Annotated in this window: 22 protein-coding genes; 9 read left to right on the top strand and 13 right to left on the bottom strand. The window is 68.6% G+C overall.

Annotation, left to right across the window (positions count from 1 at the left end):
• Nucleotides 1-64: 64 nt before the first annotated feature.
• The 3 genes from trpC to ABDW21_RS02130 all read right to left on the bottom strand — a co-directional run bounded on the left by trpC (nt 65) and on the right by ABDW21_RS02130 (nt 3,099).
• Nucleotides 65-883, bottom strand: coding sequence for an indole-3-glycerol phosphate synthase TrpC (trpC, locus tag ABDW21_RS02140; protein WP_343598955.1), 819 nt, complete (start codon nt 881-883; stop codon nt 65-67).
• Between the two features lie 67 nt (nt 884-950).
• The gene (locus tag ABDW21_RS02135; protein WP_343598956.1) at nt 951-1,565 is read right to left on the bottom strand and encodes a TIGR02234 family membrane protein; all 615 of its coding nucleotides are present in this window, start codon (nt 1,563-1,565) and stop codon (nt 951-953) included.
• Nucleotides 1,558-3,099, bottom strand: coding sequence for an anthranilate synthase component I (locus ABDW21_RS02130; protein WP_343598957.1), 1,542 nt, complete (start codon nt 3,097-3,099; stop codon nt 1,558-1,560). The genes ABDW21_RS02135 and ABDW21_RS02130 overlap by 8 nt, the downstream gene beginning before the upstream one ends.
• Before the next feature lie 50 nt (nt 3,100-3,149).
• Between ABDW21_RS02130 and ABDW21_RS02125 the strand changes: the two genes are divergently transcribed.
• Genes ABDW21_RS02125 through ABDW21_RS02115 form a run of 3 tightly spaced genes read left to right on the top strand, consistent with a single transcriptional unit; the run spans nt 3,150 to nt 6,028 of the window.
• Nucleotides 3,150-3,614: a peroxiredoxin gene (locus ABDW21_RS02125; RefSeq protein WP_343598958.1), complete on the top strand. Its 465-nt coding sequence runs from the start codon at nt 3,150-3,152 to the stop codon at nt 3,612-3,614.
• An 18-nt stretch (nt 3,615-3,632) separates the two neighbouring features.
• A complete protein-coding gene (locus tag ABDW21_RS02120) occupies nt 3,633-5,180 on the top strand; it encodes a serine/threonine-protein kinase (RefSeq protein ID WP_343598959.1) in 1,548 nt (515 codons plus the stop codon).
• Between the two features lie 11 nt (nt 5,181-5,191).
• The gene (locus ABDW21_RS02115; RefSeq protein ID WP_343598960.1) at nt 5,192-6,028 is read left to right on the top strand and encodes a class I SAM-dependent methyltransferase; all 837 of its coding nucleotides are present in this window, start codon (nt 5,192-5,194) and stop codon (nt 6,026-6,028) included.
• Nucleotides 6,029-6,043: 15 nt separating this feature from the next.
• Here ABDW21_RS02115 and ABDW21_RS02110 read toward each other — a convergent pair whose 3' ends face one another.
• Nucleotides 6,044-7,057 (bottom strand): NADP-dependent oxidoreductase, encoded by a 1,014-nt coding sequence (locus ABDW21_RS02110; protein WP_343598962.1) that lies wholly within the window; start codon nt 7,055-7,057, stop codon nt 6,044-6,046.
• A gap of 708 nt (nt 7,058-7,765) precedes the next feature.
• On the opposite strand from ABDW21_RS02110, the gene ABDW21_RS02105 reads away from it, so the two are divergent.
• The 3 genes from ABDW21_RS02105 to ABDW21_RS02095 are packed head-to-tail and all read left to right on the top strand — an operon-like array spanning nt 7,766 to nt 10,886.
• Complete coding sequence (locus ABDW21_RS02105; RefSeq protein ID WP_343710013.1) at nt 7,766-9,433, top strand: nitrite/sulfite reductase; 1,668 nt, start codon at nt 7,766-7,768, stop codon at nt 9,431-9,433.
• Nucleotides 9,430-10,173 (top strand): phosphoadenylyl-sulfate reductase, encoded by a 744-nt coding sequence (locus ABDW21_RS02100; RefSeq protein ID WP_343599031.1) that lies wholly within the window; start codon nt 9,430-9,432, stop codon nt 10,171-10,173. The genes ABDW21_RS02105 and ABDW21_RS02100 overlap by 4 nt, the downstream gene beginning before the upstream one ends.
• Nucleotides 10,170-10,886: a sirohydrochlorin chelatase gene (locus ABDW21_RS02095; protein ID WP_343710012.1), complete on the top strand. Its 717-nt coding sequence runs from the start codon at nt 10,170-10,172 to the stop codon at nt 10,884-10,886. The genes ABDW21_RS02100 and ABDW21_RS02095 overlap by 4 nt, the downstream gene beginning before the upstream one ends.
• A 22-nt stretch (nt 10,887-10,908) precedes the next feature.
• Here ABDW21_RS02095 and ABDW21_RS02090 read toward each other — a convergent pair whose 3' ends face one another.
• Nucleotides 10,909-11,862: a LysR family transcriptional regulator gene (locus tag ABDW21_RS02090; RefSeq protein WP_343598968.1), complete on the bottom strand. Its 954-nt coding sequence runs from the start codon at nt 11,860-11,862 to the stop codon at nt 10,909-10,911.
• Nucleotides 11,863-12,306: 444 nt separating this feature from the next.
• Here ABDW21_RS02090 and ABDW21_RS02085 point away from each other — a divergent pair, with 444 nt between their 5' ends.
• Nucleotides 12,307-13,680, top strand: coding sequence for an FAD-dependent oxidoreductase (locus ABDW21_RS02085; protein WP_343710011.1), 1,374 nt, complete (start codon nt 12,307-12,309; stop codon nt 13,678-13,680).
• Between the two features lie 39 nt (nt 13,681-13,719).
• On the top strand, nt 13,720-14,046 hold the full coding sequence (fdxA, locus tag ABDW21_RS02080; protein WP_343598970.1) for a ferredoxin: 327 nt from the start codon (nt 13,720-13,722) through the stop codon (nt 14,044-14,046).
• A 15-nt stretch (nt 14,047-14,061) separates the two neighbouring features.
• On the opposite strand, the gene hisI is transcribed toward fdxA, so the two are convergent.
• From hisI to hisD, 8 genes are all read right to left on the bottom strand, one after another.
• Nucleotides 14,062-14,424, bottom strand: coding sequence for a phosphoribosyl-AMP cyclohydrolase (hisI, locus tag ABDW21_RS02075; protein WP_343598972.1), 363 nt, complete (start codon nt 14,422-14,424; stop codon nt 14,062-14,064).
• On the bottom strand, nt 14,421-15,206 hold the full coding sequence (hisF, locus tag ABDW21_RS02070) for an imidazole glycerol phosphate synthase subunit HisF (protein WP_343598974.1): 786 nt from the start codon (nt 15,204-15,206) through the stop codon (nt 14,421-14,423). Before hisF ends, hisI begins: the two co-directional genes overlap by 4 nt.
• Nucleotide 15,207: 1 nt before the next feature.
• Complete coding sequence (locus tag ABDW21_RS02065; protein WP_343599033.1) at nt 15,208-16,002, bottom strand: inositol monophosphatase family protein; 795 nt, start codon at nt 16,000-16,002, stop codon at nt 15,208-15,210.
• A 22-nt stretch (nt 16,003-16,024) separates the two neighbouring features.
• Nucleotides 16,025-16,753: a bifunctional 1-(5-phosphoribosyl)-5-((5-phosphoribosylamino)methylideneamino)imidazole-4-carboxamide isomerase/phosphoribosylanthranilate isomerase PriA gene (priA, locus tag ABDW21_RS02060; protein WP_343598975.1), complete on the bottom strand. Its 729-nt coding sequence runs from the start codon at nt 16,751-16,753 to the stop codon at nt 16,025-16,027.
• Nucleotides 16,754-16,835: 82 nt separating this feature from the next.
• Nucleotides 16,836-17,450: an imidazole glycerol phosphate synthase subunit HisH gene (gene hisH, locus ABDW21_RS02055; RefSeq protein ID WP_343598977.1), complete on the bottom strand. Its 615-nt coding sequence runs from the start codon at nt 17,448-17,450 to the stop codon at nt 16,836-16,838.
• Entirely contained in the window at nt 17,447-18,061 is a 615-nt protein-coding gene (hisB, locus tag ABDW21_RS02050) for an imidazoleglycerol-phosphate dehydratase HisB (RefSeq protein WP_343598979.1), read from the bottom strand. The genes hisH and hisB overlap by 4 nt, the downstream gene beginning before the upstream one ends.
• On the bottom strand, nt 18,058-19,182 hold the full coding sequence (locus tag ABDW21_RS02045) for a histidinol-phosphate transaminase (RefSeq protein WP_343598980.1): 1,125 nt from the start codon (nt 19,180-19,182) through the stop codon (nt 18,058-18,060). Before ABDW21_RS02045 ends, hisB begins: the two co-directional genes overlap by 4 nt.
• Nucleotides 19,179-20,495, bottom strand: a complete 1,317-nt coding sequence (gene hisD, locus ABDW21_RS02040) for a histidinol dehydrogenase (RefSeq protein ID WP_343599034.1) — start codon at nt 20,493-20,495, stop codon at nt 19,179-19,181. Before hisD ends, ABDW21_RS02045 begins: the two co-directional genes overlap by 4 nt.
• A 61-nt stretch (nt 20,496-20,556) precedes the next feature.
• On the opposite strand from hisD, the gene ABDW21_RS02035 reads away from it, so the two are divergent.
• Entirely contained in the window at nt 20,557-20,967 is a 411-nt protein-coding gene (locus ABDW21_RS02035) for a nitroreductase family deazaflavin-dependent oxidoreductase (protein WP_343598981.1), read from the top strand.
• The last annotated feature ends 340 nt before the right edge of the window (nt 20,968-21,307 follow it).

Here is a 21,307-nt window from a genome sequence, read left to right as displayed (position 1 = left end):
GAAAGGCTCAATGGGTAAGCGGCTCATCGGGTTCGGCCATTCCCAACCCGGCTCGAAGCGAAGTCTACCGGGATGGCTTCGGACACGACGGATGCCTCCCCGCGGTCACCAGATCGGCGACGGCCGCGCGCGCATCACCGCTGGTGACCAGGCCTTCGCCTACCAGCACCGCGTCGGCACCCGCGCCGGCGTAGGCCAACAGGTCGGCGGTGCCCCGCACCCCGGACTCGGCGACCCTGATCACATCGGTGGGCAGGCCCGGGGCGATACGCGCGAAGCAGTCCCGATCCACTGTCAGCGTCGTGAGATCCCTTGCGTTGACGCCGATCACCCGTGCCCCGGCCGTGAGCGCGCGGTCGGCTTCTTCTTCGGTGTGCACTTCGACCAGGGCGGTCATGCCCAGCGACTCGGTACGCTCCAGCATCGACACCAGAGCGGATTGGTCCAACGCCGCCACGATCAGCAGCAGCATGTCGGCGCCGTGTGCGCGCGCCTCGTGAATCTGGTAGGGCCGCAGCACGAAATCCTTGCGCAGCACCGGCACAGAGACCGCCGCCCGCACCGCGTCGAGATCGTCGAGCGTTCCGTTGAAGCGTCGCTTTTCGGTGACCACGCTGATGATCCGCGCACCGCCGTCCTGGTAGGCGCGGGCCAGTTCGGCGGGATCGGGGATCGGCGCCAGCGGGCCCGCCGACGGGCTGGCGCGCTTGACCTCGGCGATGACGCCGATGCCGGGCTCGCGTAACGCCGCCATCACGTCGAGCGGGGGCGGCATCGCCTCGGCGGCGGCCTTCACCTCGGACAGGCTCACGGCCGCCTCACGGGCGGCAACGTCGGCGCGAACTCCTTCGACGATGGAGTCGAGCACGGTTGCCGGGCTCATGCCTGCCGGTCCTCCCCGAGATTCGATGGCGATCATCGAAGGGTAGCGGCAGTCGGCGCCTGCCCCGTCACCGACCCTCGCTGCGCGGCTGATCGGTTGGGTCGCGGCCCTCGTCGAGCGCGTCCCAGATCATGCGCTCGGAGGTGAGGCCGTCGTCGAGGGGGGCCTGCGACCGCCGTGCGGCGGGAGTGACGTACCTCGTCTCGCCGCGCCGGGAGGCCCGCGCCACCCGCATCAGCGCCACCGCGCCGGCCAGGGTGCACACCGCGGCCGCGAGTGCGATCGTCGCGCCCGCGTACTGCCGGGTGCTCCCGATCAGGAACGACAGCGGGACGTGCGCGAGATCGGCGCCCCGGGCGGCCACGTCGGGGACCACCCACATGCTGACCGCGAGGTACCCGATCGGCAAGCTGGCCGCTGCCAGCACGACGGCCAGCACGGCCAGCGGCCAACCCCGCACGCCGAGCGCCGCGACGGCAGCGACCAGCAGCACGACCGCCAACGGAACCAGCGCCGACGACCAGGACGCGCCCGACAGGGTGGTTGCCTTGGGGGGGCCCAGCCCGTCGAAGGAGCGGATGACGACCCACGGCAGCCGCGACGCCGCCCACAGCCCGCCGGCGGCGACCACCAGCAGCATCTGCGCCGACCGCAGCGTGGGCCGGCAACGCCGATCAGCCATTGCCGCCCGCCGACGCCGTGCTCAGCGTCCCGGCGGCGGCGATCGCGCTGAGCACCGCGCGTGCCTTGTTTGCCGCCTCGGTGTGCTCGTAGGGCCCGTTGGAGTCGGCCACCACCCCGCCGCCGGCCTGCACGTAGGCGGTGCCGTCGCGCATCAGGGCGGTGCGGATGGCGATCGCGAAATCGGCGTTGCCGGCGAAGTCGAGGTAGCCGATCACCCCGCCGTAGAGGCCGCGACGGGTCTTTTCCACCTCTTCGATCAGCTCCATGGCGCGCACCTTCGGCGCGCCGGACAGGGTGCCGGCCGGGAAGCAGGCCGTCACCGCGTCCAGCGCGGTGCGGTCCTCGGCAAGCATCCCGGTGACCGTGGAGACCAGGTGCATGACGTGGCTGTAGCGCTCGATGTGGCTGTAATCCTCCACGCGCACCGTTCCCGGCACGCACACCCGGCCGAGGTCGTTGCGGCCCAAGTCGACCAGCATCAGGTGCTCGGCGCGTTCCTTGTCGTCGTGCAGCAGCTCCTTCTCCAGGAGCTGGTCCTCCTCGTCGGTCTGACCACGCCACCGCGTCCCGGCGATCGGATGCGTGGTCGCCCGCCGGTCCTGCACGCTCACCAGCGCCTCCGGACTGGATCCCGCGATCGAAAAGGCTGTTCCCCCAGTCTCATCCGGGACATGCATCAGATACATGTACGGGCTGGGGTTGGACACCCGCAGCATCCGGTACACGTCGATGGGCGCGACATCGGTGTCCATCTCGAAACGCTGCGACGGCACCACCTGAAACGCCTCGCCGGCCTCGATCTGGCCCACCAGGTAGTCGACGATCTTGCCGTACTCCTCGACCGTGCGCTGCGCGCGGTATCGCGGCTCGGGGCGGCTGAACGTGGCGACGCTCGACGGCAGCGGCTGGCCCAGCGCCGCCGTCATCACGTCCAGCCGCGCGACCGCGTCGTCGTAGGCCTCGTCGACCCGCTCGTCGGTGCCGTTCCAGTTCACCGCGTTGGCGATCAGCGTGATGGTGCCCTCGTGGTGGTCGACGGCGGCCAGGTCGGTGGCGAGCAGCAACAGCAGGTCGGGCAGGACCAGGTCGTCGACGGCCAACTCGGGCAGCCGCTCCAGCCGTCGCACCAGGTCGTAGGCGAAGAACCCCACCATGCCGCTCGACAGCGGCGGCAGCCCCGGCAGCGGCTCGGTGGCCAGCAACTCCAGCGTGGCGCGCAGCGCGGCCAGCGGGTCGCCGCCGGTGGGCGCGTCCCGCGGCACCGCACCCAGCCAGACGGCTTCGCCGTCGCGCACCGTCAGCGCCGACGGCGCGCCGGCGCCGATGAACGACCACCGTGACCAGGATCGGCCGTTCTCGGCGGACTCCAGCAGGAACGTGCCCGGCCGGTCGGCGGCGAGCTTGCGGTAGGCCGACAGCGGCGTTTCGGAATCGGCCAGCACCTTGCGGGTCACCGGCACCACCCGATGCTCGGCTGCCAGCGCACGGAAATCGTGCCGCGCGGTGGTGGCCGCAGCGAGGTTGGTGTGCATCCGCTCATCTTCCCAGATGGCCTGGCCGCCGCTGGCGTAACGTGGCGGCCATGAAAACCGGTGACACCGTGCCAGACTTCGCGCTTCCCGACCAGACCGGAACGCAACGCGCGTTGAGCGAACTGCTGTCCGACGGTCCCGTGGTGCTGTTCTTCTACCCGGCGGCGATGACGCCGGGCTGCACCAAGGAGGCCTGCCACTTCCGGGACCTGGCGAGTGAATTCGCCGCGGTCGGCGCGTCTCGGGTGGGAATCAGCACCGATCCCGTTGCCAAGCAGGCGAAGTTCGCCGACGCGCAGCGGTTCGACTACCCCCTGCTCTCGGACAGCGACGGCACGGTGGCCGCCATGTTCGGCGTCAAACGCGGGTTGCTCGGCAAGCTGATGCCGGTCAAGCGCACCACGTTCGTCATCGACACCGACCGCACGGTGCTCGACGTGGTCGGCAGCGAGTTCAACATGGACACCCACGCCGACAAGGCGTTGGCTACGCTGCGGGCCCGGTCGTCTGCCTAGCGCAAGGAACATGCACGCATGCCGCTGCAGGGTGGCGAGGTCTTCGCCGGATACACCATCGTGCGGTTGTTGGGCTCGGGGGGCATGGGCGAGGTGTATCTCGCGCAGCATCCGCGGCTGCCCCGCCGGGACGCCCTGAAGATCCTGCCGGCCAATCTGACCGCCGACCGCGAGTTCCGGCAGCGGTTCAACCGGGAAGCCGACCTCGCCGCCGGGCTGTGGCACCCGAATATCGTCGGCATCCACGACCGGGGGGAATACCTCGGGCAGCTGTGGATCTCGATGGACTATGTGGACGGCGCCGACGCGTTGGCGTTGCTGCGCAACCGATATCCGTCCGGAATGCCACTTGCAGAGGCGTTTCCGATCGTGACCACGGTTGCCGACGCGCTCGACCACGCGCATTCGCACGGGCTGTTGCACCGCGACGTCAAACCGGCAAACATCCTGTTGGGCGGGCCCACCCCGCGCGGCCGCCGGATCATGCTCGCCGATTTCGGAATCGCCCGCCAGCTCGGGGAAGTCAGCGGCCTGACCGCGACGAATATGATCGTCGGGACGACGGCATACGCCGCACCGGAGCAACTTCGGGGCGCTGACATCGACGGGCGGGCCGACCAATACGCGTTGGGCTGCACAGCTTTTCAGCTTTTGACCGGAGCGGCGCCGTTTGCGAACTCCAATCCGGCGGTCGTCATCGCCGCTCACCTGTCCGAGCTGCCACCGCTGATCGGCGACCGGCGTGCAGAATTGGCGGGCCTGGACGCCGCCTTCGCCCGCGCGCTCGCCAAGGAGCCCGGTGAAAGGTATTCGAGCTGCTCGGATTTCGCGATGGCGTTGCGTGACCGGCCGACCGCGGCCTCGGCCACCATGCCCGCGGTTGCGGCGCGCCCGGCCCGCGCCGTCGCCGCGCCATCGATGCCCGCGCCGCCCGCCCGGCGGCAGCGCCGCGTGCGGCCCGCGGCGCTGCTGTTCGCGATCGTCGCGCTCGTGCTGTTCGGGCTGGTCGCAGCCGTCGGAGAACAGCTGCTGCGCGGGCAGCCGCCCCAGCCGACCGACGGCGCCACCTCCGCGCCGCAGCCACAGCTGACCGACAACGCCGCGCCGCAGCCCCAGCCGCCCGCCGGCGCCGTGCCGGCCCTGCAGCTGTCGCGCTACATCACCGACCAATCCGGCGTGTTGGCAGCGCCGGACCGCGCCGCGGTGGAGCGGGCGATCGACAAGCTGTACAACGAGCGCAACGTCCGGTTGTGGGTGGTTTATGTCAACACCTTCTCCGGGCTCAGGCCGTTCACATGGGCGGAAGACACCTGGCGCGCCAACGGATTGACCGATACCGACGCGCTGCTGGCCGTTGCCACCGACGAGCGCCGCTTTTCTTTCCGGGTGCCGGCCGCGGTGGCCCGCGACATGGCGATCGACGTCGAGGCCATCCGCCGTGACCGCATCGAGCCGGCAGTGCGCCGCGGCGAATGGCCCCGCGCCGCGGTCGTCGCGGCCGAAGGTCTGGACACACGGGCCGGCGAGCGCGTCGGCCAGGCGCATCGACGGTCGTCACGCCGGTAGGGTGAGTCCCGATGAGTGACACCGCCGACGACAAAGTTGACGCCAGCGCGCTGTCCGGCGTCTCCGAAACAGCTCTGATGACGCTCAACGGCCGCGCGTTCCAGGCGGCCCACCCGGACGCCATCATCGACGACCCGATGGCCATCGAGCTGGTCAGGTCCATCGACGTCGACTTCGACAAGTTCGGGCGCAAAGGCCAGGAAATGGCGTTGCGGTCGCTGGCCGTCGACCGGTGCGCGATCCGCTATTTCACCGCGCATCCCGAAGCCACCGTCGTCGCTCTGGCGGAAGGCTTCCAGACCAGCTTCTGGCGTCTGACCAGCGCACTGCCGGATGCTCGATTCCGTTGGGCATCAGTCGATCTTGAGCCGGTCATCGAATTGCGGCAGCGCCTGCTGCCGCACTCCCCGCGGATCACGTACATCGCGCAGTCCGCTCTGGACCACACCTGGATGGACACGATCGACAGCAGCAACGGTGTGTTCGTCACCGCCGAGGGGCTGTTGATGTATTTGCAACCCGGCGAGGCGCTGGGCCTGATCGCCGCGTGCGCCAAGCGGTTTCCCGGCGGGCAGATGTTTTTCGACCTGCCGCCGACGATCGTGAAGAAGCTGGCGCCGAAAGGGATGCGGTCGTCCAAACAGTACCGGGTGCCGCCGATGCCGTTCAGCCTTTCGGTGCGTCAACTGGCGGACCTGGCCACCACCATGCCCGGCGTGCGGGCGGTGCACGACGTGCCGATGCCCAGGGGGCGGGGGTTTTTCTTCCGGACCCTGTTCCCGGCGTTCTGGAACTTTGCGCCCGTCAAGCCGTTCCGTGGCGCCTACGCGCTGCTCGAATTCGGCTGAACCACAGCTCGGTGCTCAGCCCGACGTCTTGACGACGAGCTTGCCGACGTTCTTGCCGTCGAACAGCATGTTTATCGCCGTCGGCAGCTGCTCGAAGCCCTCGACGACGGTCTCCAGCGGCGTGAGCTTGCCCTGCGCGATCAGTCCGGAGATCTCGGCGTTTGCCTGCGGCGCGCGGGCGAAGTGGTCGAGGACGATGAAGCCCTGCACCGTCGCGCGTTGGATGAGCAGGTTGCCGAACGCCCGCGGTCCGGGCGGCGGGTCGGCGTCGTTGTAGCCGGAGATCAGTCCGCACAGCGCGACCCGTGCCCGGACGTTCAGCCGCGCGAAGACGGCGTCCATGATGTCGCCGCCGACGTTCTCGAAGTCGACGTCGACACCGTTGGGCGTGGCCGCGGCGAGCTGGGCGCGCCAGTCCTGGGCGCGGTGGTCCACGGCGGCATCGAAGCCGAGCTGCCGGGTCAGCAGCGCGCATTTCTCGGGTCCGCCCGCGATCCCGACGACGCGCGCGCCGTCGGCCTTGGCGAGCTGGCCTGCGACCGACCCGACCGCCCCGGCCGCGGCCGAGATCACCACCGTCTCACCCGGCCGCGGTGTGCCGATGTCGCGGATCCCCACCCACGCGGTGAGCCCCGTCATGCCGAGCGCGCCCAAGTAGGCACTCGGCGACACGCCCTCGGCGACGTGGACCGGCAGTAGCGGCGCCGCCTCCGAGGCGACCGCATACTCTTGCCAGCCGACCAGACCCTGCACGGTCTGGCCGACCGGGTAATTCGGATTCTTCGACGCGACAACCTCGCCGAGCCCGCCCGCGCGCATCACCTCGCCGATACCGACCGGCGGTAGGTATGACGGTGTGTCGTTGATCCACCCGCGGTTCGTCGGGTCGAGCGAGATCCAGTCGACGCGGACGAGCGCCTCGCCATCCGTGATGTCGGGCACTGACTCGTCGACAAGTTCGAAGGTGGTGGGGCCGATGCGCCCGGAGGGACGTTCACGGAGCAGGAAGCGGCGGTTGCGATCGGTCATGACCGCACCGTACACGCACGCCGAGCGCCCAACGACGAGACGCATGGCGGTGGGTTGCGCGGGAGACACCGAAACGCAACCGGCCCCCGCGGAGACCCGTGAGTTGGCGGTGAATTACCGCGGGCCGGGACGGGAAGACCGCCCCGCGCCACGTCCAAGCAGCACCGCAGCCGCTGATTTCCAGGTCATTCCCAGCACAGACACACCGAACTCACACCATTGTGTCTTTACGCTGAGGCCACGCCGCGCAGTGCCGCGGCAGCAGAACATCGAAGGTAATGTGCGCGGGGTTGGCGATACCGCCGCAGTCGCCGGTACGTCCGAACCTGGCCTTGGAGGCGCCGGCCATGGTCGACCAGGGTCGGCCATGGCAGGGTTGACGCGGGACGGCGATATGCGACATCGCGTAAGGTCGTGGACCCCGTACACAACGAGACCCCGTACACAACGAGCTGTTGTGTCCCCACAACAGCTAAGCCTCTACCCACGGCGTGGTGGGCCATGGACCATCGAGAAAGTTAGCCGTCGAACGAACTGAACACCCGAGCGAAACAGCGCGAGCCCGTGCGTTGCGTGCCGTCAGCGGTCATCCTCCTGTCGTGCACGTCACATGCGGCCGGCCTGGGGGCAGCTATGTGTCGACGGACAAGGTTCCGGTGATGCATGCGGTGGGCAGTAACGGCAGGATCTGTGAAGGAGATGGCGTCGATGAGCACACCTCGTCCCGCGAAGACTCGTAGCGAAGGCCAGTGGGCGCTCGGCGAGCGCGAGCCGCTCAACGACAACGAGAAGATCAAGTTCGACGACGCACCTCTCAATGTGCTGACGCGCATCGAAAACGTCTATGCCAAGCAGGGTTTCGACAGTATCGACAAGACGGACCTGCGCGGGCGCTTCCGCTGGATGGGGCTTTACACCCAGCGCGAACAGGGCTACGACGGCACCTGGACCGGCGACGAAAACATCGACACCATCGAGGCTCCCTACTTCATGATGCGGGTGCGCTCGGACGGGAAGCCGCTGTCGGTCGACGGGATGCGCACGCTCGGGCAGATCTCCACCGAGTTCGCCCGCGACACCGCCGATATCGGCGACCGGGAGAACGTGCAGTTCCATTGGATAGAAATCGAGAACGTCCCCGAGATCTGGCGACGGCTTGCCGCGGTCGGCTTGCAGACCACCGAGGCCTGCGGCGACTGCCCACGGGCCATTCACGGGTCACCACTGGCCGGCGACTCCCTGGACGAGGTCCTCGACGCGACCCCGGCGATCGACGAGACCTTGCGGCGGTTCCTGGGCAATCCCGAGTACGCGAACCTGCCCCGCAAATTCAAGACCGCGATATCAGGCCTGCAGGACGTCTCCCATGAGACCCACGACGTCGCGTTCATCGGCGTCAACCATCCCGAGCACGGCCCCGGACTGGATCTGTGGGTCGGCGGTGGCCTGTCCACCAACCCGATGCTGGCCCAGCGGGTCGGCGCATGGGTGCCTCTGGACGAGGTGCCCGATGTGTGGGAGGCCGTGGTGAAAGCGTTCCGTGACTACGGATATCGGCGGTTGCGTTCCAAAGCTCGGTTGAAGTTCCTCATCAAGGACTGGGGTGCGCAGAAATTCCGCCAGGTGCTCGAGGACGAGTATCTGGGCCGCAAACTCGTCGACGGCCCGGCCCCCGAACCGCTCAAGCATCCGATCGACCACGTCGGGGTGCAGCGCTTGAAGAACGGACTCAACTCAGTCGGTGTTGCCCCGATCGCCGGGCGAGTGTCGGGCACCACGCTGTGCGCGGTCGCCGACCTCATGGAGCGGGCAGGGTCGAACCGGGCGCGGTTCACCCCATACCAGAAGCTGGTCGTTCTGGACGTGCCCGACGACGCCCTCGACGACATGGTGGCCGGCCTGGACGCGCTGGGGTTGCCGTCGCGGCCGTCGCATTGGAGAAAGAACTTGATGGCCTGCTCGGGCATCGAGTTCTGCAAGCTGTCGTTCGCCGAAACACGGGTGCGGGCCCAGACGCTGGTGCCCGAATTGGAACAACGCCTCGGCGAGATCAACGGCGATCTGGATGTGCCGATCACGGTTCACCTCAACGGCTGTCCCAATTCGTGTGCCCGAATTCAGGTGGCCGACATCGGGTTCAAGGGCCAAATGGTGGACGATGGTCACGGCGGATCAGTTGAAGCATTCCAAGTACACCTAGGTGGTAGCCTTGGGCTGGACAGCGGATTCGGCCGAAAACTGCGCAACCACAAGGTCACTAGTGACGAGCTGGGCGATTACATCGACCGGCTGGTTCGCGCGTTCGTAAAAAACCGCAGCGAAGGCGAGCGCTTCGCGCAGTGGGCGATGCGCGCCGACGAAGCAGAACTGCGATAACTGGAGAGGCGAAAAAATTGACCGAAGCCGAACTACGCGAGCTTGCTGAACGCGGCGCGGCGGAGCTGGAAGATGCCGGCGCCGTCGACATACTGCGCTGGACCGATGAGCATTTCGGCGGCGCCGACGGAGCCCGCGGGGGTGCGAGATGTGACTGGTTGGTGGCCTCCAATATGCAGGACGGCGTGCTGGTCGAGCTGGCCGCCAAGGTCCGCCCTGGCGTTCCGGTCCTTTTTCTCGACACCGGCTACCACTTTCCGGAAACCCTCGGCACCCGCGACGCGATCGAATCGATCTACGACGTGCAGATGATCAATGCCACTCCCGAGCACACCGTGGCCGAGCAGGACGCACTGCTCGGCAAGGATTTGTTCGCCCGCGACCCCAACGAGTGCTGCCGGTTGCGCAAGGTTGTCCCGCTGACCACAACGCTGAGTGGCTACTCCGCCTGGGTGACCGGGCTGCGGCGAGTCGAGGCGCCCACCCGCGCCAACGCCCCGGTGATCAGCTTCGACGACAAATTCGGGCTGGTGAAGGTCAACCCGATCGTCGCCTGGACCGACCAGGACATGGCCGACTACATCGCGCAAAACAACGTCCTGGTCAATCCTCTGGTCGACGAAGGCTATCCGTCGATCGGCTGCGCCCCCTGCACGGCGAAACCGGTGGCCGGCGCCGATCCCCGCAGCGGGCGCTGGCGAGGGCAGGCGAAGACCGAATGCGGGCTGCACGCGCCGTGAACACGCTCGTGCTGACCGCGCACGGTAGCAAGGATCCGCGATCGGCCGCCAACGTGCGCGCCGTCGCGGGTCGACTTGCACGGATGCGGCCGGGCCTCGACGTGCAAACCGCGTTCTTGGAACAGAATTCACCACGGCTGGTCGACGTGCTCGCGGGGTTGCCGACAACCCGCCGGGCAGTCGTGTGTCCGCTGCTGCTGGCCAGCGCCTACCATGCCCGCGTCGATATCCCCGAACAGATTGCGCGCGCCGGTGCTTGCGGTGTCCGCCAGGCCGACGTGCTCGGCGAAGATGATCGGCTGGTATCGGTGCTGCGCGAACGTCTTGCCGCGGTGGGGGTTTCCGATCATGACAGCGGGCTGGGCGTGCTGCTGGCCGCGATCGGCTCGTCCGATGCCGCAGCGAACGCGCGCACGGCAACAGTGGCAGCCAAGCTTGCGACCGGCACCCGCTGGGCCGGCACCGTGATGGCCTTCGTCACCGGACCCGATCCTGCGCTGGCCGAGGCCGCCGAGCAACTACGGCGCGGCGGCGCCCGTCGGCTGGTGATCGCGCCCTGGTTCCTGGCGTCGGGACTGCTCCCCGACCGGGTGGCCGCCTACGCGCGACAAACCCGTATCGCGATGGCGCAGCCGCTGGGGGCACATCGGCTGGTGGCCGAAACTGTGCTGGAGCGCTTCGAGCAGGCGCCGGCTCACCGCGTCGCGGCCTGAACCTGGCCCGCATCACATGCGGCTACTTGCGCGCCGCCGGCGTGCAGGTATGTCTGATGTGGCTGAGCAGGGCTCGTATGGCGCCGGCCGGTGGCGTGCGGCCCCCGACCCAGATGGCCCGCAGCTCACGCCGCAAGTTCAACTCGGGAATGGCGACGGCGCGTAAGCGACCGACCGCCAGGTCGTCGGCCACCGCCAGCCGACTCATGACCGCCGGTCCCGCACCGGCGAGGACCGCGGCGCGCATCGCCGCAGCGGAGGACAACTCGAGTACGGGGGGCGTTTGCTGCATGTCGTCACCCAGCGCCTGCCGTACGGCCGCGGTGAGCGAATCGCGTATGCCCGAACGAGGTTCGCGGGTGACCAGCGGTGTCTGCGCGAGTTCGGCGGCGGTCACGATCCGTGACCGCCGAGCCCACTTGTGATCCGGCGGGACGACGATCACCAGTTCGTCGTGCCCCACCACACAGCTACCCAATCCCTTTGGTGGATCGGGGTTCTCGACGAAACCGAGGTCCGCGGCGCCGTCGCGGACCGCGGCGATCGCGTTGTCGCTGTTGGTGGCGGTCAGAATCACTTCAGGGGCGGTGCCGCCAGGCCGTGCGGCAGCGGCCCGCAACGACACCAACCAGTGCGGCATGAGTTGTTCGGCGATCGTCTGGCTGGCCACCACCTTGATGCGCTGATGGGCTTCGGCTCGCAGCGAGCCCAGACCCGCGTCGACCTCATGGGCGACGTCGACCAGGCGGCCTGCCCACTGGGCCACGAGAACGCCGGCAGACGTGAGCTGTGAGCCGCGTGTCGTGCGAACAACCAGACCCACGCCGATCTGCGTCTCCATCGATGCGAGCCGCGCTGACACAGCTTGTTGGGTCAACCCGAGCTCGCGAGCGGCGCCGCCGATGCTGCCTGCCCTGGCGATAGCCAGAAAGGTCTCCAATGAAGCAAGGTCGGGCATACGGGGACTGAGCGACATGTTCAGTCAACTCGCCCACGAACTTTGTGCGCATTCACCAGCATCGTCCGCCATCACAATGGTGTCCCGAAATAATGGTGTCCCGAAATAATGGTGCTGCGGCTTGACGAGCGTGCCGCCTCGGCAACCGGTAGGCAGCCCGCACAACCGACCTGCAGCACACCCCGATGACCAGCCATGCGCAGTGACTCTCATGTCTGATGCCGAGCACTGTCGGCCGGCAGGTCCCTGACTGCGGCACGACGCACCGACACAACGAATTCCTGTGACTCCACAATATCAAGACCTCTACTCAGCGGCCCGCGAAGCAACGACCATCGAAGCCATGAGCCGCCCAAACGACCAGGCGGAGGCACCCAGGATGGGCCGATACCGCCGCGGCACGCCGCACCCTCGCGGCTTGACCGGTCCCTTGAGCGCCGAACGCCACAGGAGGCCCTGACAATGCGCCCGTACCACGTTGCGATCGTCGGTTCCGGTCCCTCGGGATTCTTCGCGGCCGCGTCGCTGCTGAAAGCCGCCGACAGCTGCGACGACATCGAGGTCGCGGTCGACATGACCGAGATGCTGCCGACGCCCTGGGGTCTGGTGCGTTCCGGCGTGGCGCCCGACCACCCGAAGATCAAGTCGGTCAGCGCTCAATTCGAAAAGACCGCCGACGACCCCCGGGTACGCTTCTTCGGCAACATCGCCGTGGGCGAGCACATCCAGGCGGCCGAGCTCGCCGAGCGATACGACGCCGTGATCTATGCCGTCGGGGCGCAAACGGCGCGGCCGCTCAATATTCCGGGCGAAGATCTGGCGGGCCGCATATCGGCTGTGGATTTCGTCGGCTGGTACAACACGCACCCCCATTTCGCGCATCTGGACCCCGACCTGTCGGAGGGACGCGCCGTCGTCGTCGGCAACGGGAACGTCGCCCTCGACGTGGCCCGCATCCTGGTCACCGATCCCGCCGTGCTTGCCAAGACCGACATCGCCGACCACTCGCTGGATTCGTTGCGCACGAGAGGGATTCAGGAAGTGGTGATCATCGGCCGGCGGGGCCCGTTGCAGACCGCGTTCACCACCCTGGAGTTGCGCGAACTGGGTGACCTCGACGGCGTCGATGTGGTGGTCGACCCGGCCCAGCTGGAAGGTGTCACCGACGACGACGCGGCCGCGGTAGGCAAAACCGCCAAGCAGAACATCAAAGTGCTCCGCGACTACGCCGGGCGTTCCCCCCGGCCCGGAAACCGCCGAATTGTGTTGCGTTTCTTGACCTCCCCGATCGAAATCAAAGGCACCGACAGGGTTGAGCGCATCGTGCTCGGTCGCAACGAGCTGGTCAGCGACGACAACGGGCGAATGGTGGCCAAGGACACCGGCGCCCGTGAGGAGCTGCCCGTCCGGCTGGTGGTGAGCGCGGTCGGCTACCGCGGCGTACCCACCCCCGGTCTGCCGTTCGACGAAGCCAGCGGCACCATACCGAACGGCAATGGCCCCAACAGCAATGGCCGAATCGCTGGCAGCCGCAACGAATACGTGGTCGGCTGGATCAAACGGGGCCCTACCGGGGTGATCGGAACCAACAAAAAAGACGCCCAGGAAACAGTCGACACCCTGCTCAAAGATCTTTCGGGCGCGCCGCCGGCCGATTTCGGCGACGATCACGCGGAGGAACTCATGCAGTGGCTGGCCTCTCGCCAGCCCAAGCTCGTCACCGCCGCGCACTGGCAGGCAATCGACCGCGTCGAACGCCAGGCCGGTGAGAACCAGGGGCGGCCCCGCGTCAAACTGCCCAGCCTTGCCGAACTGCTCCGGGTTGGGCATGGCTGATCTTCCGGGCATCGGGATAGCAACAGGAAGGACACCCTCGTGACGTACGTGATTGCCGAACCCTGTGTCGACGTCAACGACAAGGCGTGCATCGACGAGTGCCCTGTCGATTGCATCTACCAGGGCACTCGAATGCTCTACATCCATCCCGACGAATGCGTCGACTGCGGCGCGTGCGAGCCGGTGTGCCCGGTCGAGGCCATCTACTACGAAGACGACGTGCCCGAGCAGTGGAGCGAGTACCGCCAGATCAACGTTGACTTCTTCGCAGAACTGGGTTCACCCGGCGGTGCGTCGAAGGTCGGTGTCACCGATAACGACCCCGCCGCGGTCAAAAACCTTGCAATCACCGTAGAAAGCCCCTGACCGGCGCGGGGCTCTTCAGCTGTCGGGTGGGCGTTCTGAGGTTTCCAGCAGCACGCTGGTGTCGAAGCAGCTGTGGCTGCCGGTGTGGCAGGCCCCGCCGACCTGGTCGACTGTCAACAGCACGGCGTCGCCGTCGCAGTCCAGCCGCACCGAATGCACGTACTGGGTGTGGCCCGAGGTGGCGCCCTTGACCCACTGCTCACCGCGGGACCGTGAAAAATACGTCGCCCGGCGGGTTTCTATGGTGCGGGCCAGCGCTTCGTCGTCCATCCAGGCGACCATGAGCACCTGCCCGCTGCCGCGTTCTTGAACCACGGCGGTGAACAGCCCGTCGCTGTTGCGTTTGAGGCGTGCCGCGATGGCCGGATCCAGCGTCATCGCACGGTGATCCCTTCATTGGCCATCGCGGATTTCACCTGCCTGATCGTCAGCTGCCGAAAGTGAAACACGCTGGCCGCCAACACCGCGTCGGCGCCGGCCCGCACGGCGGCTGCGAAATGCTCCACCGCCCCGGCACCCCCGCTGGCGATCACCGGAACGGTCACCGCCGCTCGCACCGCCCGCAGCATCGGCAGGTCGAAGCCGGCCTTCGTGCCGTCGGCGTCCATGGAATTCAGCAGGATCTCCCCCACCCCGAGTTCGGCGCCCCGGATCGCCCATCGCACGGCGTCGATTCCGGCGCCGCGGCGCCCGCCGTGCGTGGTCACCTCCCACCCCGACGGCGTGGGGGGCGAACCGGACGGCACGGTGCGTGCGTCGACGGACAGCACGATGCACTGCGACCCGAACTGTCGGGCCAGCTCGGCCAGCAGTTCGGGCCGACCGATGGCAGCGGTGTTGACCGACACCTTGTCCGCCCCGGCCCGCAGCAGCGCGTCGGCGTCAGCCACCGTCCGAACCCCGCCACCCACCGTGAGCGGAATGAACACCTGCTCGGCCGTCCGGCGCACCACCTCCAGCATGGTGGCACGTCCCGACGACGAGGCGGTCACGTCCAGGAACGTCAGCTCGTCAGCGCCCTCGGCGTCGTAGGCGGCGGCGAGTTCGACGGGATCACCGGCGTCGCGCAGGTTTTCGAAGTTGACACCCTTGACCACCCGGCCGTCGTCGACGTCCAGGCACGGGATCACCCGCACCGCAAGCCCTGCGCCGCAATACATCTCAATACTCCTCTGGTGCGCCGATGCCACACACGATCTCCAGGATCTGGGCATGCACGGCGGGCGCCGCGGCCAGTGCGGAGCGCGCGCCGAGAGTCCACGGCTCGCCGGCCAAGTTGGTGACGATGCCGCCGGCGGCCCGCACCAGCGCCACACCGGCCGCGTGATCCCAGATGTGGTCACCGAAACTGATTGCGCCACCCAGTATTCCGTCGGCAACGTACGCGAGGTCGATGCCGGTGGCGCCGTGCATACGCAGCCGCGACGACACCCGGCTGAGGCTTTCCAGCACGGCCAGTCGGTAGCGTCCCGGGAACCGGCCGCGCGCCTGCGCGTTGAACGTGCCGATGCCGATCATCGACTCGGCCAGGTCCGCGGGCTTCAGCGCGGGCCTGGCCGCGCCGTTGCTCAGCAACGGTCCACCGGCAACGGCGGTGTAGCGCTGCGCGGTGAACGGCAGCCAGGTCAGCCCGGCCACCGGGTCGCCGTCGTGCAGCAAGCCCAGCAGGATCGCCGCCATCGGGGACCCGGCCGCATAGTTGAACGTGCCGTCGATCGGATCGAGCACCCACACCCACGGCGCCTCGACGGGCGGGCCGCCGAACTCTTCACCGTGCACGCCGATTCCGGTGGCGGCGACCAGCGCGTCGACAACCCGGCGCTCGATGGCCAGGTCGACCGTGGTGGCGAAGTCGTCGCCCTTCTTGCGCACCGCGGAGGCGGCGCGGTGGCCGGCGAGAAACGGCGTGGCCGCGGCGTCGAGGATCGCCGATGCCTCGGCCACCAGCGCCTCCAGGTCCCGGGTATCCACGTCGGGTCTACTCCCGCACCGCCGCCAGGGCCTGCGGCAGGCTGAATCGCCCGGCGTACAGCGCCTTACCGACGATCGCGCCCTGCACACCGCTGACCGTGGCGATGGCGCGCAGGTCGTCGAGGCTGGACACCCCGCCGGAGGCGATCAGCGGAACGTCGGTGCGTTCGGCGACCGCGGCCAGCAGGGTGAGATTGGGCCCCTTCAGCGTGCCGTCCTTGGTGACGTCGGTGACGACGAACCGCGAACACCGCTGACTGTCAAGGCGTTCCAGGACCTCCCAGAGGTCGCCGCCGTCGGTTTCCCAGCCGCGGCCGCGCAGCCGGTACTCGCCGTCGGCGATCTGCACGTCCAGCCCGACCGCCACCCGGTCGCCGTACTCGCTGATGACCCGCGCACACCAGCCCGGGTTCTCGAGCGCCGCCGTGCCCAGGTTGACCCGGGCGCAGCCGGTCGCCAGCGCGGCCGCGAGCGAGTCGTCGTCGCGGATGCCGCCGGACAGTTCGACGTGCACGTCCAGCTTGCCGATAACCTCGGCGAGCAGTTCGCGGTTGGAGCCGCGGCCGAACGCCGCATCCAAATCGACCAGGTGGATCCATTCCGCGCCGTCACGCTGCCAGCCCAACGCGGCCTCCAACGCCGAACCGTAGGCGGTTTCGCTGCCGGCCTTGCCCTGGACCAAGCGCACCGCGCGCCCGTCGACCACGTCGACGGCGGGCAACAGAATCAGGCTCACGCCGCACCCCGTTGCACGAGGGTGCAACTGGCGTCGCGTTTTCTCGGCGTTTGCGTCGCTGGATGCACTTTCGCCGACGCCGTCATAATCCCTCGACCCAGTTGGCCAGCAGCACCGCGCCGGCGTCGCCGCTTTTTTCGGGATGAAACTGGGTGGCGGTCAGCGGCCCGTCCTCGACCGCGGCCAAAAACCGGCCACCGTGCGTGGCCCAGCTCAGCAGCGCGTCGGGCGCACCCCGCCAGCGCTGCGCCGCGTAGGAGTGCACGAAGTAAAACCGCGCGTCCGGGTCCAGCCCCTTCAACAGCGCGCTGCCCGGCGCGGCGACCACGGTGTTCCAGCCCATATGCGGGATCACCGGGGCGTCCAACCGGGTGACCGCACCGGGCCAGCACCCGCAGCCTTGCGACTCAGCGCCGAACTCGATGCCGCGGGCGAACAGGATCTGCATACCCACGCACACCCCCAGCACCGGCCGCCCGGCGGCGATGCGCTCGGCGATGATCTTCTCGCCCGCGATGGTGCGCACGCCGACCATGCAGGCCTCGAACGCGCCGACACCCGGGACGACGAGCCCGTCGGCGGCGGCGGCGGCCTGCGCGTCGGCGGTCACCTCGACCGACGCCCCGACCCGCTGCAGCGCGCGCTGCGCCGAGCGCAGATTGCCCGAGCCGTAGTCGAGCACCACAACCGATTTCACAGGGTCCCTTTGGTGGACGGCACCCCGGTCACCCGCGGATCGACCTCGACGGCGTGACGTAACGCCCGCGCGACGGCTTTGTACTGCGCCTCGGTGATGTGGTGCGGGTCGCGGCCGTAGAGCACGCGCACGTGCAGCGCGATGCGGGCGTTGGCGGCCAGGGTTTCGAACACGTGCCGGTTGACGACGGTGTGATACGGCACACTACTACCGGCAATGGTGAAGTGCCGCAGGTGATCCGGCTCCCCGGTGTGCACGCAGTAGGGGCGGCCGGACACGTCCACGGCGGCGTGCACCAGCGTCTCGTCCATCGGGATGAACGCGTCACCGAACCGGACGATGCCTTTCTTGTCGCCGAGGGCCTGCGCCAGCGCCTGGCCAAGCGTGATCGCGGTGTCCTCGACGGTGTGGTGCGCTTCGATCTGCACGTCGCCCGTGGCGCGCACCGTCAGGTCGAAGCCGGCGTGGCTGCCCAGCGCGGTCAGCATGTGGTCGTAGAACGGGACCCCGGTGTCGACGTCGACCCGCCCGCTGCCGTCGAGGTCGAGTTCGACCACAATCGCGGATTCTTTGGTGGTGCGCTCGACACGGGCGCAGCGGTTTTCGGTCATGACGCTCCTAGCGGCCGGGCCAATTCGGCAGCGGCGATCGGGGTGCTTGCCTGCAGGAACGCGTCGTTCTCGTCGGCCAGCCCGATGGTGACCCGCAGGTATCCGGGGATGCCGACGTCGCGGATCAGGATACCGGCGTCCAGGTAGTGCTGCCAGGCGCTGGGCGCGTCGGCGAACCGCCCGAACAGCACGAAGTTCGCGTCGCTGGGGACGACACGAAATCCCTTGCTGGCCAACGCTTCCGAAACACGCTCGCGCTCGGAGATCAGGGTGGACACGCTGCCCAGCGTGTCGTCGGCGTGCCGCAGCGCGGCACGGGCGGCGGCCTGCGTCGGCGAGGACAGGTGGTAGGGCAGCCGCACCAACAGCATCGCCTCGATCACGGCGGGGGTGGCGGCCAGATACCCGAGCCGGCCGCCGGCGAAGGCGAACGCCTTGCTCATGGTGCGGGTGACGACGAGCGTCGCCGGATAGTCGTCGATCAGCCGCACCGCGCTGGGTTGCGACGAGAACTCGCCGTAGGCCTCGTCGACGATCACGATTCCCGGTGCGACGTCGAGCAGCCGCCGCAGGTCGGGCAGCGGAACACTCTGCCCGGACGGGTTGTTCGGGCTGGCAACGAACACCACGTCGGGCTTGTTCGTGACGACGGCGGCGACCGCCGTGTCCAGGTCGAGGCTGAAGTCCTCGGCGCGGGCCACCTGCAACCACTGCGTGTGGGTGCCGTCGGAGATGATCGGGTGCATCGAGTACGACGGGACGAATCCGATGGCGCTGCGGCCCGGCCCGCCGAACGCCTGCAGCAGCTGCTGCAGAATTTCATTGGAACCGTTTGCGGCCCAAAGGTTTTCCACCCCGAGCCGCACACCGGTTTGCGCGGTCAGGTAGGCGGCCAGGTCGGTGCGCAGCGCCACCGCGTCACGGTCGGGGTAGCGGTGCAGGCCGGCCGCCGCGGCACACACCGACTCGGCCACGTCGTCGACCAGCGCCCGAGTCGGCGGGTGCGGGTTCTCGTTGGTGTTCAGCCGCACCGGCACCGCCAATTGCGGTGCCCCATAGGGCGACTTGCTGCGCAGGTCCTCGCGCAGCGGCAACTCGTCGAGTGTCGGGCGGCGGGTCACCGCTCGAACCTCCGCCGTATCGCCTCACCGTGGGCGGGCAGGTCTTCGGCCCCGGCGAGCGTGATCACATGCCCGGAGACGTCTTTGAGCGCGGCCTCGGTGTAGTCGACGACGTGGATGCCGCGCAGGAACGTCTGCACCGACAGGCCGCCGGAATGCCGGGCGCTGCCCCCCGTCGGCAGCACGTGATTGGATCCGGCGCAGTAGTCGCCCAGGCTGACCGGTGACCACGGTCCGACGAAAATCGCTCCGGCGGAATGGATCCGGGCCGCCACAGCGGGTGCATCGACGGTCTGGATCTCCAAATGCTCGGCGGCGTAGGCGTTGACCGCGCGGATACCGGCATCGAGGTCGTCGACCAGGATGACCGCCGACTGCGGTCCATGCAGCGCGGTAGTTACCCGTTCGCGGTGCGCGGTGGTCTCCAGCTGGGATGCGAGCTGGGCTTCGGTAGCGTCGGCCAACGCGGCACTGGGGGTGACCAGCACGCTGGCGGCCACCTCGTCGTGCTCGGCTTGGCTGATCAGGTCGGCCGCGACATGCGACGGATCTGCGGTGTGGTCGGCGAGGATGGCGATCTCGGTCGGCCCGGCCTCGCCATCGATGCCCACCCGAGAGCGGCAGAGCCGCTTGGCCGCAGTGACGTAGATGTTGCCCGGGCCGGTGATCATGTCGACCGGCGCCAGCTCACCGCCATCGGTGTCGACGCCGCCGTAGGCCAGCAATGCCACGGCCTGCGCCCCGCCGACGGCCCAGACCTCGTCGACGCCCAACAGCCGCGCCGCGGCCAGGATCGTCGGGTGCGGCAGATCGTTATAAGCAGCCTGCGGTGGGCTGGCCACCACCAGCGACCCGACGCCGGCGGCCTGTGCCGGCACCACATTCATCACCACGCTCGACGGGTACACGGCGTTGCCGCCGGGCACGTACAAGCCGACACGCTCGACGGGAACCCAGCGCTCGGTGACCGTCGCGCCCGGACCGAGCACCGTCGTGGAATCGGCGCGGCGCTGGTCGGCATGCACGGCGCGGGTCCGCTCGATCGCCACCTCGAGCGCGGCCAGCACGTCGCGGTCGGATCCGGCCAGTGCGGCGTCCAGCTCGGCGGTCGGCACCCGCACGGCCGGCGGCCGCACCCCGTCGAACGATTCACCGAAGTCCAACGCGGCCTCGGCGCCCCGCTCGGCGACCGCCTCGACGATGGGCCGCACGGCTGGCAGCACGGCGTCGACGTCGGCGCCGCCGCGCGGCAACGCCGCCCGCAGCTTGGCTGCCGAGAGGTCGGTGCCGCGCAGGTCGATGCGGGCCATCACGTTCACGTCGTACATTGTCCCAGAGCAGGCCAAATGGATATCGGACCGGTACAGTGACCGCATGTCCGCACAGGATCGCCCCAACAGCGCGCCGGGCGTACCGATGATCTTCCCGCCCTGGCTGGAACGCTTTCAGGTCAAGTACTTCAACCCGGCAATCAGACCTTTCGCGCGTTATCTACCGGGGATGGCGACCATCACGCACCGCGGCCGCAAGTCCGGCAAGCCATACGAGACGATCGTCACCGCCTACCGCAAAGGCAACGTGCTGACCATCGTGCTCGGGCACGGGAAGACCGATTGGGTCAAGAACGTGCTGGCCGCCGGCGAGGCCGATGTACGCTTCATCCGCAGCACGGTGCACCTCACCAATCCACGGATCGTGCCCGCCGGCTCCGACGGCAAGGACCTGCCCTGGGCGGCGCGGTTACAGGCCCGCCGGGTCGGGGTTTTCGTCGCCGATATCGCCTAAGCCCGGGTAAACACGGTCTTCCCGGTCATCGACGGCCAGACCGAGGGCGCGTCGCGCCACGCGTCGACGCGGTCGACCACCGGCAACAGATCGCATCCGCCGGTGTTGAAGATCCTTGCGCGAAGCTGTCGTACCGGCGCGCTACCTCGCGCCGTGCTGTCCACGTTGACGCTTGCGGCCCGGCCCCAGCCCCTTAGCTGTACCTGTCGGCCGGCGTGTTCGGACTGGTCGCCCGTTGAGCGCCCGGTCGCCGGACGGCTCGTCTTGGTCCGGTCGGGCAGGTTTCGGCGGCGCGGCCCCGATGGTCCGGTCGATCTCGATCCGACGGTCGGATATCTCG

This window comes from Mycobacterium sp. (genome assembly GCF_039583805.1).
In the GTDB taxonomy this organism is placed as follows: Bacteria; Actinomycetota; Actinomycetes; order Mycobacteriales; family Mycobacteriaceae; genus Mycobacterium.
The sequence above is the reverse complement of the archived record's forward strand: the minus strand, read 5'-3'. Positions and strand labels throughout refer to the sequence as shown.

Coding starts and splice junctions, on each gene's coding strand:
- trpC (WP_343598955.1), bottom strand. CDS start 883: ATGAGCCCGGCAACCGTGCTCGACTCCATCGTCGAAGGAGTTCGCGCC.
- ABDW21_RS02135 (WP_343598956.1), bottom strand. CDS start 1,565: ATGGCTGATCGGCGTTGCCGGCCCACGCTGCGGTCGGCGCAGATGCTG.
- ABDW21_RS02130 (WP_343598957.1), bottom strand. CDS start 3,099: ATGCACACCAACCTCGCTGCGGCCACCACCGCGCGGCACGATTTCCGT.
- ABDW21_RS02125 (WP_343598958.1), top strand. CDS start 3,150: ATGAAAACCGGTGACACCGTGCCAGACTTCGCGCTTCCCGACCAGACC.
- ABDW21_RS02120 (WP_343598959.1), top strand. CDS start 3,633: ATGCCGCTGCAGGGTGGCGAGGTCTTCGCCGGATACACCATCGTGCGG.
- ABDW21_RS02115 (WP_343598960.1), top strand. CDS start 5,192: ATGAGTGACACCGCCGACGACAAAGTTGACGCCAGCGCGCTGTCCGGC.
- ABDW21_RS02110 (WP_343598962.1), bottom strand. CDS start 7,057: ATGACCGATCGCAACCGCCGCTTCCTGCTCCGTGAACGTCCCTCCGGG.
- ABDW21_RS02105 (WP_343710013.1), top strand. CDS start 7,766: ATGAGCACACCTCGTCCCGCGAAGACTCGTAGCGAAGGCCAGTGGGCG.
- ABDW21_RS02090 (WP_343598968.1), bottom strand. CDS start 11,862: ATGTCGCTCAGTCCCCGTATGCCCGACCTTGCTTCATTGGAGACCTTT.
- ABDW21_RS02085 (WP_343710011.1), top strand. CDS start 12,307: ATGCGCCCGTACCACGTTGCGATCGTCGGTTCCGGTCCCTCGGGATTC.
- hisI (WP_343598972.1), bottom strand. CDS start 14,424: ATGACGCTGGATCCGGCCATCGCGGCACGCCTCAAACGCAACAGCGAC.
- hisF (WP_343598974.1), bottom strand. CDS start 15,206: ATGTATTGCGGCGCAGGGCTTGCGGTGCGGGTGATCCCGTGCCTGGAC.
- hisB (WP_343598979.1), bottom strand. CDS start 18,061: ATGACCGAAAACCGCTGCGCCCGTGTCGAGCGCACCACCAAAGAATCC.
- ABDW21_RS02035 (WP_343598981.1), top strand. CDS start 20,557: ATGTCCGCACAGGATCGCCCCAACAGCGCGCCGGGCGTACCGATGATC.